This window comes from Streptomyces fungicidicus (assembly GCF_003665435.1).
Lineage (GTDB): Bacteria > Actinomycetota > Actinomycetes > Streptomycetales > Streptomycetaceae > Streptomyces > Streptomyces fungicidicus.
This window is the reverse complement of sequence record NZ_CP023407.1, coordinates 3,455,600-3,470,393: the sequence shown is the minus strand read 5'-3', so window position 1 is coordinate 3,470,393 and position 14,794 is coordinate 3,455,600. Positions and strand designations below refer to the sequence as shown.

Below are 14,794 nucleotides of genomic sequence, written 5' to 3'. Positions count from 1 at the left end.
GGCAGGCTAGGCGGGCGGCGCTGTCGCGGTCGACAGCATTTCCAGCTCGCCCCGCATGTTGTAGCGGGCGGTGGCGTCCCAGTGCTCCTGCCCGTACGGCGTGCGGAAGAGGCGTGGCAGGGCGAGGAGTTGGCGCAGCACGTCGGACCGTCCCGCGCGGAACGCCTCGTTCGGCACGAAGCCGTACTCCTCGCGGACGGCGGCCGCGTAGGCGGCGTACGCGGACGGCGGCGAGGCGAGGACCGCCAGGTCGGCGTCGCACAGCACCTGCCCGTCGCGGTCGCCGTCGGCGGGGTCGTGGGTGACGGTCAGCCGGACCAGCCGGGCGACCTCGGCGGCCTTCCCGGCCGGCACCCCGGCCTCGGGGAGGGCCCGCTCGGCGAGCCGGGCGGAGCGCTCCTCGTTCTCCGACCGCTCCGGCAGGTACACCGCGTCGTGGAACCAGGCGGCCAGACGCACGACGTCGGGGTCGTCCGCGTACGCCTCGAGGGTGTCGACGTGGTCCAGCACCGCCGTGAGGTGGGCGAGCGTGTGGTAGTGCCGCTGCGGTTCCCGCCAGCGGGCGAGCAGGTTGTCGGCGTAGGGCGCCGCCTCGGGCCCGCTCGCGGACCCGCGCGCTCCCTCCAGCGCACGGACGAAACGGGCACGCAGGGCATCGGTGTCGGCCATGACCCCATTGTTCCGCGTGCCCCCGGGTCCGCGTGTTCTCCGGGTCCGCGTGCCCAACGCGGGCCGGGGGGAAGTTAAATGAGTATCCGTAGGTAACACCCTCCGGATAGTCGGCCCCCGGGTGCGCCCGTAGGTTCCTGCCACCGGTTCACCGGACGTTCAGCCAGCGCGGCACATCCCGCCGTGATCGCGTCCGGTCGGACGGGTCGTGCTTGCCCGCGTCCCCCCACCGGCCGCCCGCCAGTCCTCCCTCCCCTGGGCGGCCCGGCGCGGGCAAGCACGTGGATTGTCATGAGCAGAACTATTCGCCGGTTCCGCAAGCCCGGAACCGGCTCGTGAAAGGCAAACCCCACCTTGAACGGTTCCAGACACCTGCGCATATCCCTCCTGGCGGTGACGACGGCAGCGCTCCTGGGCTCGGGCGTCACGGCCGCCGTGGCGGCGCCGGTCGCGCAGCCCTCCCCGGCCGGGCCGAAGGCCGCCGCCGACGCGTCCGTCGAGCGCCTCATCGTCGGCTACGAGAAGAAGGCCGGCGAGGCCGGGTCCGACGCCGAGGCCGAGAAGGACGCCAGGGCCAAGGGCAGGAAGGCCGGCGAGAGCCTCGACTTCGAGCGCCGGCTGGGCACCGGCGCCGCACTCGTGGACCTCGGCGACGACCTGAAGGGACGCCCCCTCCAGGACGTCATCGACGCCTTCGAGGCCGACCCGGACGTCGCGTACGTCTCCCGCGACACCCGTATGTACGCGATGGCCGCCCCGAACGACACGTACTACGGCAGCCAGTGGGACCTCTACGAGTCCACCGCCGGAATGAACGTCGAGAACGCCTGGACCGGCGGCGCCACCGGCCAGGGCGTCAACGTGGCCGTGATCGACACCGGCTACGTCTCCCACTCCGACCTCGCCGCGAACATCGTCCCCGGCTACGACTTCATCTCCGACGCGTGGAACGCCCGCGACAACAGCGGACGCGACAGCAACCCCGCCGACCCGGGCGACTGGACGACCGCGAACGAGTGCTCCTCCGGTTCCCAGCCGAGCAACTCCTCGTGGCACGGCACGCACGTCGCCGGCACCATCGCCGCCGTCGCCGACAACGGCAAGGGCGTCGCCGGCATCGCGTACCACGCGACCGTCCAGCCCGTCCGCGTCCTCGGCCGGTGCGGCGGCAGCACCGCCGACATCGCCGACGCCATCGTGTGGGCCTCCGGCGGTTCCGTCCCCGGCGTGCCCGTCAACACCGACCCCGCCGATGTCATCAACCTGAGCCTCGGCGGCTCCGGCGCCTGCCAGACCGTCACCCAGGACGCCATCAACGGCGCGGTGAGCCGCGGCACGACCGTCGTCGTCGCCGCCGGCAACTCCAACGCCAACGCGTCCCTGTTCACCCCCGCCAACTGCTCCAACGTCATCAGCGTCGCCGCGAGCGACCGCGAGGGCAACCGGGCGAGCTACTCCAACTACGGCCCCGTCGACATCACCGCCCCCGGCGGCGAGACGGCCGTCAGCTCGGCCAACGGCATCCTCTCCACGCTGAACAGCAGCACCACCTCGCCCGGCGCCGAGACCTACAAGGCCTACCAGGGCACCAGCATGGCCACGCCGCACATCGCCGGGCTCGCCGCCCTGATGTACGAGAAGGACCCGGCCCTCACACCGAGCCGTGTCGAGTCCCTCATCAAGGACAACGCCCGTGCCCTGCCCGGCTCCTGCAGCGGCGGCTGCGGCTACGGCCTCGCGGACGCGGCGCGCACCCTGAGCGCGACGGGCGGCGGCACCCCGGACCCGGAGCCCGGCGGGCAGACCTTCACCAACTCCGAGAACTGGTCCATCCCGGACGGTGACGGGCGCTACGTCTACTCGAACATCCAGGTGAGCGGCGTCAGCGGCTACGCCCCCTCGGACCTCCAGGTCGCGGTCGACATCAAGCACACCTACCGAGGCGACCTCAAGGTCCAGCTCGTCGCCCCCAACGGCACCCTGTACACGCTGAAGAACACCAGCGCCTCCGACAGCGCCGACAACGTCATCGGGACGTACACGGTCAACGCCTCCTCCCACCTGGCGTCCGGCACCTGGCAGCTGCGGGTGACCGACGTCTACTCGGGCGACACCGGGTACATCGACTCCTGGAGCCTGACCTTCTGACGAGTCCGGTTCGAGGTGACGAGGAGGGCTTGCCGGTGCCGGGGGGCACCGGCAGGCCCTCCTCCGCACTAGCGTGGTCGGCATGACGACTCCTGCGGATGTGCACGAGGTACGGGACCCGGAGCTGCCGGGGCGGCTGCTGACCGTCGAGCGGGACACGCTGGTCCCGCTGCTGCGGGGGAGGGCGGAGGCGGACTTCGCGCTTCCGGTGGCGGCCTGTCCGGGATGGACGGTGCGGGATGTGCTGGCGCACTGCTCGGCCGCCCTGTCGCGGGTGGTGGAGAGCCGGTACGAGAAGGGGGTGTTCTCCCCCGAGAGCAACGAACGGGACATCGCCGAGCGCGCCGGGTGGACGAACGCCCGGGTCCTCGACGAGCTGGAGCGCGGGCTGACCGGGGCGGGGCCCCTGATCGCCAAGGCGGGCGGGCGGCTGGACCGGCTCGCGCTGGGCGAGTGGGTGCACGCCGGGGACGTGCGGGTCGCGCTCGGCGAGCCGGGCGCGTACGGGGGCGCGGGGCTGCCGTACGCGCTGACCCTGCTGAGCCAGGTGACCGGCCGGCCGGGCCACCCGCCGCTGCACGCCGACCTCGACGACGCCGACGAGCCGGTGCGGCTGGGCGACTTCTCGGGGGAGCGGCCCCCGGCGCGCTACATCGGCGACGGGCCGACGCTCGTACGGCTGTACGCGGGGCGGCCGGTGGACGGGGCCTCCTACGAGCTGGCCGGGGTGGAGGCGGCGGAGCTGAACATCTTCGGGGACTGAACCCTTCGGGGACTTATGGGTTCGGGGACTGATGCGGCCGGCGGCCCGCCGGTGGGGCGGGGGAGCCGTGGGCGGGCTTCCGGGCGTACGCTTGGATTGGACTAGACCTGTAGTCGCCGCCTGATGCCGAGGAATGGGGTCCCATGAGCAAGCGTGCAGTCCTGGAGGTGATCGCGCTCGACGTCGAGGACGCCGTGGCCGCCCAGGCCGGTGGTGCGGACCGCCTCGAGCTGGTCACGGACATGGCGGCGGACGGGCTCACGCCGTCGGCGGCGACGGTCGCCGGGATCCGCGCGGCCGTGGACATCCCGGTGCGGGTGATGCTGCGGCTGGCGGACGGGTTCGCGGCGGGGTCCGTGGAGCGGCTGGTCGACGCGGCGGGCGCGATGCGGGAGGCCGGGGCGGAGGAGTTCGTGCTCGGGTTCCTCGACGCGGACGGCGGGGTGGATCTGGACGCCGTGGAGCGGCTCGCCGGTGAGCTGCAGGGGTGCCCGTGGACGTTCCACCGGGCCATCGACGGGTCCGCCGACCGGGAGGTGCTGCGCAAGCGGCTCGACGGGATGGCGGGGCTGGACACCTATCTGACGGCGGGGTCGGCTCAGGGGGTCGACGCGGGGCTGCCGACGTTGCTCGCGGAGGCGGGGCGGCGGGGGGAGCCGGGGTACGAGCAGCAGTTGCTGGTGGGGGGCGGGTTGCGGTTGGAGCATGTGCCGGTGTTGCTGGAGGGCGGGGTCGATGCCTTCCACATCGGCGGGGCGGCTCGGCCGGGGGGCTGGAGCGGGCCGGTTTCGGTGGAGGCCGTCGCGGAGTGGCGGCGGGTGTTGGGGGGCTGAGCGGGGGTTGGGCGCGCGGCCCGGCGTTTGCGGGGCGCCTCCCCCCCCCGGCGTCAACTGAGTTGGGTGGGGAGGGGGGTGGTGTGGGTGATGAGCAGGCCTGAGACCGCTCGGGTGAGGGAGACGTAGAGGCGGCGGAGGCCGGTGCGGAGGTCGGGTTCGGCGTCGACCACCGCCTGGGGTTCGTCCAGGACCACGTAGTCGTACTCCAGGCCCTTGGCCAGGGAGGCCGGGACCAGGGTCAGGCGGGACTCGAGGGTCGTCTCCTCGCCGGGGGCGATGAAGGGGATGCCCGCCGCGGTCAGTTCCTCCGCCAGCTCCGGGACGCGTGCGTCCGCCGCGATCAGGCCCACCGAGCCCTCGTTGCCCAGGAGTTCGCGGCAGGCGGCCACCACGTCGGCGGACCCCTCGCCCCGGCGGACCTCGAAGAAGCCGGGGTTCTCGCGGATCGACGCCACGGGCGTGAGGCCGGGTGCGATGTGGGGGAGGAGCCGGGAGGCGTAGGTGATGACGTCCGTCGGGACGCGGAAACCGGCCGTCAACTCCTCGATCACGGCGTCCTGTTTGCCCAGGTGGGCCAGCGCCTCCTGCCAGCTCCGGGTCGCCCACGGCGTGGTGCCCTGGGCCAGGTCGCCGAGGACCGTCGCCGAACCGGTGGTGCAGCGGCGGCCCACCGCCCGGTACTGCATGGGGGAGAGGTCCTGCGCCTCGTCGAGCACCACGTGCCCGAGGGAGTGCGTGCGCCGCACGAGGTCGGCCGCCTCGTCGATCAGTACCGCGTCCGCCGCCGACCACTTCGCCGACTTCACCGACCGCGCGGGCTTCGCCCAGAGGATCTCCTTCTGCTCCCGCTCGTCGAGCAGTCCCTCCGCGTGCTCCGCCAGGAACTCCGGGTCGCCCAGCAGCCGCAGCACCAGCTTCGCCGGGTCGACCGCCGGCCAGACCGTCCTCACGGCCGCCTTCACCGCGCTGTTGCGGGCCACCGCGTCCTGCACCCTGTCGTCCGGCGCCTCACCGGCCCGCTCCATCTGCACCAGCACGGCGTGCGCGATGCGCTGTGGGAGTGCCTCGCGGGCGGCGCCGTAGCGGATGTCGCGGTCGAGCAACTGGCGGACCAGCTCCTCCAGCTCGTGCGCCGGTACCCGCCAGCGGCGGGAGCCGCGCACCACCACGACCGGTTCGGTGGGCGTGGTCACATGGGAGTAGAGGGCCCTGCGCAGCACCTCGGCCATCCGGGCGTCGCCCTTGACCACCGCCGCCGGCGCGTCGTCCGTCCCGCGCACCTCCACGTGCGCCACCAGGTCGTCGACCGTGGCCTGCGCCACGCTCAGTTCGCCCAGCGCGGGCAGCACCTGCTCGATGTAGTGCAGGAAGGAGCGGTTCGGCCCGACGACCAGGGTGCCGGTGCGGGCCAGCCGCTCGCGGTGGGCGTAGAGGAGATAGGCGACCCGGTGCAGACCGACGGCCGTCTTCCCGGTCCCCGGGCCTCCCTGCACGCACACGCTGCCGGACAGCCCGGACCGTACGATCTCGTCCTGCTCGGGCTGGATCGTGGCGACGATGTCCCGCATCGGGCCGACGCGCGGCCGCTCGATCTCCCGCTGCAGCAGCTTGCTGGTGGTGGCGGCCTCAGCCGGGTCGGAGAGGTGCTCGTCCTCGTACGCGGTGAGGTCGCCGCCGGTGTAGCCGAAGCGGCGGCGCAGCCCGACGTCGAGGGGGTCCTTCTTGGACGCCCGGTAGAACGGCTGCGACACCGGCGCCCGCCAGTCGATCACCATCGGGTCGCCGTCCGCGTCGTGCACGTGCCGGCGCCCGATGTAGAAGCGCTCACCCTCCGCGCCTTCCGCCTGAGCGGCGCCCGGCGAGTGCAGGTAGTCGAGGCGGCCGAAGAACAGCGGGGTGTCGCTGAGGTCGGCCAGCGCCTTGATGCGCTCGTCGATCTGGCGCTCGAGTACGGCCGCGTTGACCCAGTTCGCGGTGACGTCGCGGATGTCGAGGGCCTCGACGTCCTCCCGCATGGCGCGCAGCGCGGAGCGGGACGCGGAGAGATGGGTGCGCTCGCGGGTGAGCGGATCGGCCGCGGGCCCGCTCGCGGGGTTCTCGCTCGCGGGATCGTCTACGGGCTCGTCAACGGGCATGGACGCGGACAAGGGGGTGCCTCCGTGGGACCTGCTGCTGGGCTGCTGCGGAATGCCGGCCGGTTTCCGTCCGGGCGGCGGCGCTCCGTGAGGGGAGGCGGGCAAGAGCGGAGATTCTAGGACGCGGGGGCGGCGGGGTCCAAACGGTTTTCGGCGTGGCTTCTTCTTCGTTCCGGACCCCGCGACCCCTAGGGGAGGGGGCCGTCCGTTTTGGGGGTGCCGGCCGTCGTGGGTAGCCCTGGAGACGGACGCGGGGGCCCCGCGGATCGGTCCCCTGGGCCGATGCCCGCGGGGCGGATGAAGAGCAACCATGGACGTATGAGTGCAGCGACCATCAACCCAGCCCCGTCGCCGGTCCGGCCGACCGGTGCCACGCCCGTCCAGGGCAGCCATCCGCACCGCCTCGGCGACGCCCTGCGCGCCGTGAAGGTGTTCCTGGGCGCCGCCTTCGACGTGATCCTTCTCGGTGAGTACGGCGAGGAGGCCGGGGTCCGCCGCAGGTAGCCGGTCCCCGGTCCCCCGCGTCCGCTCAGTTCTCCGTGAGCAGTTCGTCCGCGTCCATGATCCGGTAGGCGTAGCCCTGCTCCGCCAGGAACCGCTGGCGGTGCGCCGCGAAGTCCTGGTCGATGGTGTCCCGGGCGACCACGGAGTAGAAGTGCGCCTTGTGCCCGTCCGCCTTGGGCCGCAGCACCCGGCCGAGCCGCTGGGCCTCCTCCTGCCGGGAGCCGAAGGTGCCCGAGACCTGGATGGCGACCGTGGCCTCCGGCAGGTCGATCGAGAAGTTCGCGACCTTGGACACCACCAGGACGCTGATCTCGCCCTCCCGGAACGCGTCGAACAGCTTCTCCCGCTGGGCGTTGGAGGTCTCGCCCTTGATCACCGGTGCGTTCAGGTGCTCGCCCAGTTCGTCGAGCTGGTCGATGTACTGTCCGATGACGAGGATCTGCTGGCCCGCGAACCGTTTGACGATCGCCTCCGTCACCCGCTGCTTGGTCGCCGTCGTCGAGCAGAACCGGTACTTCTCCTCCTGCTCCGCCGTCGCGTACGCCAGCCGCTCGGACTCGGTGAGGCTGACCCGGACCTCCACGCAGTCGGCCGGGGCGATGTAGCCCTGCGCCTCGATCTCCTTCCACGGCGCGTCGAACCGCTTCGGACCGATCAGCGAGAACACGTCCGACTCGCGGCCGTCCTCGCGCACGAGGGTCGCCGTCAGGCCGAGGCGGCGGCGGGCCTGGAGGTCGGCGGTGAACTTGAAGACGGGGGCGGGCAGCAGGTGCACCTCGTCGTAGAGGATCAGGCCCCAGTCACGGGAGTCGAACAGCTCCAGGTGGGGGTAGATCCCCTTCCGCTTCGTCGTCAGCACCTGGTAGGTGGCGATGGTGACGGGGCGGATCTCCTTGCGGGTCCCGCTGTACTCGCCGATCTCTTCCTCGGTCAGCGAGGTCCGCTTCACCAGCTCGTGCTTCCACTGGCGGGCGGAGACCGTGTTGGTGACGAGGATCAGGGTGGTCGACTTCGCCTGCGCCATGGATCCGGCGCCGACCAGCGTCTTCCCGGCGCCGCAGGGGAGGACGACCACGCCGGAGCCGCCGTGCCAGAAGTTCTCCACCGCCTGCTTCTGGTACGGGCGCAGCGCCCAGCCGTCCTCGCGCAGTTCGATGGGGTGCGCCTCGCCGTCCACGTACCCGGCGAGGTCCTCGGCGGGCCAGCCGAGCTTCAGCAGCGTCTGCTTGATCTGCCCGCGCTCCGAGGGGTGCACCACCACCGAGTCGGGGTCGATGCGGGCGCCGACGAGCGGGGCGATCCGCTTCGAGCGCAGCACCTCCTCCAGGACCGGGCGGTCGGTGCTGGTCAGCACGAGTCCGTGCGCCGGGTGCTTGACGAGGCTGAGCCGGCCGTAGCGGTCCATGGTGTCGGCGATGTCGACGAGCAGCGCGTGCGGCACCGGGTAGCGGCTGTACTGGACCAGCGCGTCCACGACCTGCTCGGCGTCGTGCCCGGCCGCCCGCGCGTTCCACAGGCCGAGCGGGGTCACCCGGTAGGTGTGGATGTGCTCGGGGGCCCGCTCCAGCTCGGCGAAGGGCGCGATGACGCGACGGCAGTCGTCGGCCTGCTCGTGGTCTACCTCGAGGAGCAGGGTTTTGTCGGACTGGACGATGAGCGGACCATTCACGCGCGGCTGCCTTTCTGGGACGGGCTCGGCACTGCACGGCCAAACGTCCAGTTTGCCTGATCGCGCGCGTTCGTGGTCCTGGGTGGGCGGGCTGCTTTCGTGGGGGTGGCGTGAGGTTGTTCACCGGGGACCTCGCTGCCGTGGGCGGGCGCGTGAGGTCGGTGGGTGGGGCGGGGCCGGGTCGGGGGTGGCCGTCCTCGGACTGGCGCGACTGTGCCGGCTGGAAGAGGTGGTCCGGCGCGGACGCGCCAGCCACTGCGGGCGGCCACCCCCGCCCCGTCCCCTCCGCGCCGTCGGCGGGCGGCCGCCGCGGCGGGGCGCGGACCGGGCCCGGGGACGTGGGACCGGCCCGCGCGGCGACGCGAACACGAGAAACGGATACGGATACGGATACGGATGTGGGTACGGGTTCGGGTTCGGGTTGGGGTTGGCGGTGGGGGTCCCTTCTGTCGCGGGTGGGTACGGGCCGCGGTGGTCTTTGGGCCCGTTCAGGGCACCAGGTGGCTGCCCAGGGGAGCGTGGCGCGATGCGTCGGGGGCCGCGACCTCGCTCATCAGGGGGAACACTCCGGCGTGGCGTGCATGGACCCCGCGGTACACCCGAACGAGTCAGCCCTCGTCCTCCGCCAGTTCCGCGACCCCCGTGATCCTGTGCAGCGGATAGGTGCGGACCTCGTCCGCCGTGTGGTCGTACGCCGTGACGAAGCCGCCCTCGACCCGGACCGGGGCGATCACGCGCTGGCTCGCGCCGCCCTCGGCGTTGACGTATCCGATCCACAGCGCCTCGCCGGTGAGGACGGCGGCCTGCATGGTGGCGAGGGTCTCGGCGGCCGTCGTCCGGGGCAGCTCTCCGGGGCCGGCGGGGTCACCGGCGGACGTCCTGCGGGGCGTGGTGGCGGCGAGGTCGCCTGCGCGGACGGCGCGCACCGCCGCCGTGAGCAGGGTGTCGTCGGGCACCGGCGGTCCGTCCGGGACCGGCGCGGGAGGGGTGCGCGGCGGGGTGCGGCGGGCGTCGGCCCGGGCGATCAGGACGTCGCCCTCGGCGGACTCGGCGGCCGGGGCGAAGCCCATCGCGCGCAGCCCCTCCAGCAGCCCGGCCGGGTCCGCCAGCGCGGCCAGCACGGTCGGCGCGAGCCGGCGCAGGCCCAGACCGGCGGCCCGCCTGTCGGCGAGGATCTCGTTGAGTACGGCGTCGTCGTCGCAGCGCACGTACGCCGACGCGGCGCCCACCCGGAGGTGCCCGTGCCTGCGGGCCACGTCGTCGATGAGGTACGCCAGCGGCTGCGGCACCGGCGTACGGGAGTGCGCGGCGAGGAAGGCGTGCAGGTCGGAGGCGGCCTGCCCGGAGTCGAGGGCGCGCCGCACCGAGCCGGGGGTGAACCGGTAGACGGTCGCGCCGCCCTTGGACTCGACGTCCGCGAGGACGCCCAGCATGTCGGCGAGCGGTCGTTGCAGCGGGCCGGGCGCGACCGCCGTCAGGTCGGCCTGGAGGAGTACGTGGTCCAGGGGTTCGGGCAGCAGGGGTGCGAGCAGGCGGGCGGCGGCAGCGGTGGCCGTCGACTGCTGGGTGGGGGAGAGGGCGGGGGGCGGGAGGGCCGGGCGGTGGTGCGTCAGGTGGTGCACCGGCAGTTTGTCGCCCGGGCCGGTGGGCTCCTGGGTTGGGCTGCGGGGTTCGGGGGCGGGTGCGCCGATCAGTGCCCGGCCGTGGGCGGAGAGTGCTCCGCGGCCGGTGATTCCCAGCATCTCCGCCTCGGAGAGCGTCCACCGGGCGATGCGCGCCCGCAGGTCCTCGCCCCGGCGGTCCTCCGTCGCGGAGGTGTCCGGTCCGGCCGTGCTCCGGCCGCCGCCGCGCAGCGGGCGTTCCCAGTGCAGTCGCGCCAGCACCGCGTCGTGGGACGGGGCGGCGCCCTCGGGCAGCGCGGCGAGGAGCGTCAGCACCCGGTGCCGTACCTCCGGGGCGGCCGACCGGTCCAGGCCGGGGCCCAGCGCCGACAGCGTGCGGTCCTTCGCGTCCCGGCCGCCGATCAGGCCCGCCGTCCGGGTCGCCGTCAGCCAGGCCGTCACCAGCAGCGCCCACCGCTCCGCGGTCGGCAGCTCCCGCCACTCGTCGTACGCCGGCGTCGCCGCGTACCGCTCGTCGGCCTCCCCGTCGGAGGCCAGCAGCCCCGCCGCGTAGGCGAGTTCCACCCAGAACGCCGCCACCGGCTCGGTCGTGTCCAGGGCGGCGGCGGTCCGCTTCAGGTCCCGCACGCTCAGCCCGCCGGCCCGCAGCACCGCCGGGCCGCCCTCGTCCCAGTCCTTCAGCAGCTCCTCGACGGTCGCCAGGGCCGTGTACGCCTGTCCGGCCGCCGTCGCGTCCACAACCTGTGGACGGTGCGTGGCCGCCGCCTCGACCGGCGGCGGCAGCGGCTCCGGCGTCCGGTGCGCCCGTCCGGCCCGCAGCCGCAGCGCCACCTCGCGCGGCAGTACGACCGTCCCGGGCGCCGTCGGCAGCAGCAGGCCCCGGTCGAGGAGCCAGCGCAGCCGGGCCGCGGGATCGGCGGTGACCTGCCCGTACGGCGGTCCCCAGACCAGTCTCTCCAGCACCTCCACGGACTCCGCGGGCGCCTCGTCGAGCAGCGCGGACATTCGCTCCGGGTCCCCGAACAGAGTGGTCAGGGCGGTCACGGCGGAGACGGAGTCGTGCGTGGACGGCAGGCCGGCCGTCGCCACGATCTCCTGGATCCTCCCCGGCGACATCCCCGCGGTGGCCTCCCGCACCGTGGGGCCGAGACCTGTCGGCGAGGGGTGCTGCGGCGACGGCGACAGCAGCTCGCGGGCGGTGCGCACCAGCCGGAGCCGGTCGTCGCCGCCCCACACCAGGGCCTGTTCGCGCAGGGTGGCGAGGGCGTGCGGCAGCGCGGCGGAGACCGCCGGGTCGCCGTCGTCGCCCGCCAGCAGGCCGAGCAGCTCCCCGTACGACGCCGGGTCCGCGGCCACCGCCAGCGCCTGCGCCGTCTGCAGCGCGAACCGGTCGAGGCGCTCCAGCGCCCGGACGACCGAGGCGCGGGTGCCGGCGCGGGTGGCGAGCTGGGTGAGGTCGGTGGGCACGGGCGTGATGAGATCCGGCCGGCTGCGCAGGAGCGCGGCCAGGGCCGCGTCGTCCCGGCCCCGGAGTGCCTCGGCGAGGGAACGGGGGGCCGCCGCGGGGTTCTCCTCGGTGCTCATCCGCATCACGTTAGCGGGTGGGGGTGTCCGTGGCGTGCCGGGAGTTGGGTCGGGCGGGTGGACTCGCGGTACCGTCGGGCGACGGTGTCCCAACGCATCCGCCCCGGAGGGGACTTCGTGGGAATCGAGAGTGACCAGGTCGTCTACGAGTATCTGAGCCGCGTCGGGGACGTGGCCCAGCAGCGGCAGCTGCCGTCGGCGGCACGCATGCGGCTGGTGGCCGGGCTGCGTGACGAGATCGACCGGCGCAGGGCGAAGACGGTCGTCGACTCCCCCGCGGCGGTGCGGCGCATCATCTCCCGTATGGGGACGCCTACGGAGGTCGTGACGGCGGCCGAGTCCTCGGGTGCGCCCGCGGATGCCCCGGCGGAGCCTGCCGCCGCGGTGCCGGTGCAGCGGGAGTCTGGGCGGGACGGTGGGGACCGGCCGAAGGGTGTGCTGCGGCGGGTGGTGCCCCGGCCGCGGCCGACCGGGGCCGGGGCCGGGGCCGCGGGTCAGGCTCCCGACGACGGGCCGTCGCCGCCGCACCGGGCCGGTATGGACGAGCTGGGGGACAGCGCGTCGCAGCCCGACTGGTGGCGGGTGGACAACTCCGCCTTCGGGATCGGTGACGAGGTGCCGGGGTTCGTGGGCGGTGTGGAGATCCCGGAACTGCTCAAGCCGCCTCCCGCGAAGGAGAAGGACGAGGACGCGGCGGTGGCGGAGCCGGTGGTTGTGGAGGCTGCCGAGGAGCCCGCTGCTGCGGGGCGTCGGCGCCGCTTTCTGCCGCGGCTGCCGTCCGGGCGCTGGAGCAACCCTCTGCTGCTTGTCGCGGCCGGGCTGCTGGTCGCCGGGACGGTGATCGGCGACTGGCGCGCGCTGATCCTGGGCTGGCTGATCGCCTACGCCTCGCGGCGGCTGACCAGGGCGGAGGTCAAGTGGGCGGTGGTGATCCTGCCGGGTCTCGCGCTGGCGGGGGGTGTGGTGTGGCTCTGGGGGCGCACGGAGGGGCGCTGGGGGACGCCCGTTGCCGAGGGGCAGATGAACGCGGCGATCTCCGAGACCTGGCCCTGGGTCATTCGCGCCGCTGCCCTCACGACGGCCCTGTTCTTGACCTGGCGCTCCCAACGCCGCACCTGAGCCCCGGCGGTGGGTGGGGCGGGGCCGGGTCGGGGGTGGCCGTCCTCGGACTGGCGCGACTGCGCCGGCTGGAAGGGGCACAGGGCGCGGACGCGCCAGCCACTGCGGGCGACCACCCCCGCCCCGCCCCCTCCGCGCCGTGAGCGACCCTCGCGAGCCGCGGGCAGTCGTGCCGCTGGGGCGGCACGGGTGGGCGCGACGGCACCCCGCTGTCGCCGGGTTGCGCAACACCCCCCCGGCCCGCACCCACGCCGGGCACCGGTGCAGCGCACCCCAGCCCCGGCCCGGGACGGGGTCCGCCCGGGCAGAATGGCTCGCATGGCCCTCACCACCCCGCCCACCGTCGGCTTCGACCTCGACATGACCCTCATCGACTCCCGCCCCGGCATCCGCGCCTGCTACCTCGCCCTGGCCGAGCGCACCGGCACGTACATCGACGCCGAGCTCGCGGTCAGCCGGCTCGGCCCCCCGCTCGTGGACGAGCTGATCAACTGGTTCCCTGCCGAGCAGGTCGACGAGATGGCGGACCTGTACCGGGAGATGTACCCGGCGTACGCCGTCGCCGCCACGCCCGCCATGCCCGGCGCCGGCGAGGCGATAGCGGCGATACGGGCGGCCGGCGGGCGCGCGATCGTCGTCACCGCCAAGTACGAGCCCAACGCGAAGCTGCACCTGGCCCACCTCGGCATCGAGCCGGACGCGGTGATCGGGAACCTGTGGGCCGAGCAGAAGGCGCTGGCGCTGCGCGAGCACGAGGCCGCCGTCTACGTCGGCGACCACGTCGGCGACGTGCGCGGCGCGCGGACCGCCGGCGCGCTGGCCGTCGCCGTCGCCACCGGCCCCTGCGCCCCGGAGGAACTCCGCGAGGCCGGCGCGGATGTCGTCCTCACCGGCCTGACGGAATTCCCGCGATGGTTTTCGGACTACTACTCGGACAACTGGCCGGAAACCCCGGCCGCCCGCGCCTGACGGCGTCCCGCCGCGGCCGAACGCAGTACGCCCGCTCCGGCCATCAGGAATCCGACGGCCATGAGCATGCTCAATCCGAACATGTACGTCGGAAAGGGCGTCGTGTCGAGGAACAACGGGGCCACAGTGACCAGTGTGGCCACTGCGCCGAGGAAGAAGACGATGGCACCGGCACGGACCAGACCGTCACCGGGCGCGCTGGAATTCGCTTGGGTTTTGTCACGCACCGGACCAGGGTAGTTCCTGCGCGAAGGAACAACCCGGTGACGTCTTGTCACCGGCCTGAAGACCATTAGCCTTGGACCGGCGGGTCATCGGGCCCGCCCGAGTGCTATCACGAGCCGATTTCAGAAGCAGTTTTCCCGACGAGTACGAGGACGAGGACAGACGTGCCCACCGGCAAGGTGAAGTGGTTCAACAGCGAGAAGGGCTTCGGCTTTCTCTCCCGTGACGACGGCGGCGACGTCTTCGTGCATTCCTCGGTCCTCCCCGCCGGAGTCGAGGCCCTCAAGCCGGGCCAGCGCGTGGAGTTCGGCGTGGTCGCCGGGCAGCGCGGCGACCAGGCCCTCTCCCTGACCATCCTGGACCCGACCCCGTCGGTGGCGGCGGCCCAGCGCAAGAAGCCCGACGAGCTGGCCTCCATCGTCCAGGACCTCACCACCCTGCTGGAGAACATCACTCCGTCCCTGGAGCGGGGCCGCTACCCCGAGCGCGCCGCGGGCAAGAAGATCGCCGGTCTGCTCCGCGCGGTCGCCGACCAGCTCGACGTCTGAGAC

General features: G+C 73.6%; 12 protein-coding genes. 7 read left to right on the top strand and 5 right to left on the bottom strand.

Going from position 1 to position 14,794, the window contains the following annotated elements:
• Positions 1–6 precede the first annotated feature (6 nt).
• Positions 7–669 (bottom strand): HD domain-containing protein, encoded by a 663-nt coding sequence (locus CNQ36_RS15590; RefSeq protein WP_121546466.1) that lies wholly within the window; start codon positions 667–669, stop codon positions 7–9.
• A 393-nt stretch (positions 670–1,062) separates the two neighbouring features.
• Between CNQ36_RS15590 and CNQ36_RS15585 the strand changes: the two genes are divergently transcribed.
• The 3 genes from CNQ36_RS15585 to CNQ36_RS15575 all read left to right on the top strand — a co-directional run bounded on the left by CNQ36_RS15585 (position 1,063) and on the right by CNQ36_RS15575 (position 4,413).
• Positions 1,063–2,817, top strand: coding sequence for a S8 family peptidase (locus tag CNQ36_RS15585; RefSeq protein ID WP_206278458.1), 1,755 nt, complete (start codon positions 1,063–1,065; stop codon positions 2,815–2,817).
• An 82-nt stretch (positions 2,818–2,899) separates the two neighbouring features.
• Positions 2,900–3,580: a maleylpyruvate isomerase family mycothiol-dependent enzyme gene (locus CNQ36_RS15580; protein ID WP_121546464.1), complete on the top strand. Its 681-nt coding sequence runs from the start codon at positions 2,900–2,902 to the stop codon at positions 3,578–3,580.
• Between the two features lie 143 nt (positions 3,581–3,723).
• Positions 3,724–4,413, top strand: a complete 690-nt coding sequence (locus CNQ36_RS15575; RefSeq protein WP_121546463.1) for a copper homeostasis protein CutC — start codon at positions 3,724–3,726, stop codon at positions 4,411–4,413.
• A 53-nt stretch (positions 4,414–4,466) separates the two neighbouring features.
• Here CNQ36_RS15575 and CNQ36_RS15570 read toward each other — a convergent pair whose 3' ends face one another.
• Positions 4,467–6,551, bottom strand: a complete 2,085-nt coding sequence (locus CNQ36_RS15570; protein WP_121548475.1) for a HelD family protein — start codon at positions 6,549–6,551, stop codon at positions 4,467–4,469.
• A gap of 318 nt (positions 6,552–6,869) precedes the next feature.
• Here CNQ36_RS15570 and CNQ36_RS15565 point away from each other — a divergent pair, with 318 nt between their 5' ends.
• Positions 6,870–7,055 (top strand): hypothetical protein, encoded by a 186-nt coding sequence (locus tag CNQ36_RS15565; RefSeq protein WP_163013275.1) that lies wholly within the window; start codon positions 6,870–6,872, stop codon positions 7,053–7,055.
• Between the two features lie 25 nt (positions 7,056–7,080).
• Here CNQ36_RS15565 and CNQ36_RS15560 read toward each other — a convergent pair whose 3' ends face one another.
• Both CNQ36_RS15560 and CNQ36_RS15555 read right to left on the bottom strand, forming a co-directional pair.
• Positions 7,081–8,724 (bottom strand): DNA repair helicase XPB, encoded by a 1,644-nt coding sequence (locus CNQ36_RS15560; protein ID WP_004929954.1) that lies wholly within the window; start codon positions 8,722–8,724, stop codon positions 7,081–7,083.
• Between the two features lie 608 nt (positions 8,725–9,332).
• Positions 9,333–11,930 carry a helicase C-terminal domain-containing protein gene (locus tag CNQ36_RS15555; protein WP_121548473.1) on the bottom strand — a complete coding sequence of 866 codons (2,598 nt, stop codon included), beginning with the start codon at positions 11,928–11,930 and terminating at the stop codon, positions 9,333–9,335.
• Between the two features lie 117 nt (positions 11,931–12,047).
• Between CNQ36_RS15555 and CNQ36_RS15550 the strand changes: the two genes are divergently transcribed.
• Positions 12,048–13,049, top strand: a complete 1,002-nt coding sequence (locus CNQ36_RS15550; RefSeq protein ID WP_121548474.1) for a hypothetical protein — start codon at positions 12,048–12,050, stop codon at positions 13,047–13,049.
• Between the two features lie 318 nt (positions 13,050–13,367).
• Positions 13,368–14,018 (top strand): HAD family hydrolase, encoded by a 651-nt coding sequence (locus CNQ36_RS15540; protein ID WP_121546460.1) that lies wholly within the window; start codon positions 13,368–13,370, stop codon positions 14,016–14,018.
• Here CNQ36_RS15540 and CNQ36_RS15535 read toward each other — a convergent pair.
• Positions 13,976–14,245, bottom strand: coding sequence for a hypothetical protein (locus CNQ36_RS15535; protein ID WP_121546459.1), 270 nt, complete (start codon positions 14,243–14,245; stop codon positions 13,976–13,978). The genes CNQ36_RS15540 and CNQ36_RS15535 overlap by 43 nt on opposite strands.
• A gap of 162 nt (positions 14,246–14,407) precedes the next feature.
• Between CNQ36_RS15535 and CNQ36_RS35595 the strand changes: the two genes are divergently transcribed.
• Positions 14,408–14,791 (top strand): cold-shock protein, encoded by a 384-nt coding sequence (locus CNQ36_RS35595; RefSeq protein ID WP_004929962.1) that lies wholly within the window; start codon positions 14,408–14,410, stop codon positions 14,789–14,791.
• The last annotated feature ends 3 nt before the right edge of the window (positions 14,792–14,794 follow it).

Bases quoted from the DNA above. Each gene is read 5' to 3' on its own strand.
- CNQ36_RS15590 (WP_121546466.1), bottom strand. From the start codon at position 669: ATGGCCGACACCGATGCCCTGCGTGCCCGTTTCGTCCGTGCGCTGGAG.
- CNQ36_RS15580 (WP_121546464.1), top strand. From the start codon at position 2,900: ATGACGACTCCTGCGGATGTGCACGAGGTACGGGACCCGGAGCTGCCG.
- CNQ36_RS15575 (WP_121546463.1), top strand. From the start codon at position 3,724: ATGAGCAAGCGTGCAGTCCTGGAGGTGATCGCGCTCGACGTCGAGGAC.
- CNQ36_RS15570 (WP_121548475.1), bottom strand. From the start codon at position 6,551: ATGCCCGTTGACGAGCCCGTAGACGATCCCGCGAGCGAGAACCCCGCG.
- CNQ36_RS15565 (WP_163013275.1), top strand. From the start codon at position 6,870: ATGAGTGCAGCGACCATCAACCCAGCCCCGTCGCCGGTCCGGCCGACC.
- CNQ36_RS15555 (WP_121548473.1), bottom strand. From the start codon at position 11,930: ATGAGCACCGAGGAGAACCCCGCGGCGGCCCCCCGTTCCCTCGCCGAG.
- CNQ36_RS15540 (WP_121546460.1), top strand. From the start codon at position 13,368: ATGGCCCTCACCACCCCGCCCACCGTCGGCTTCGACCTCGACATGACC.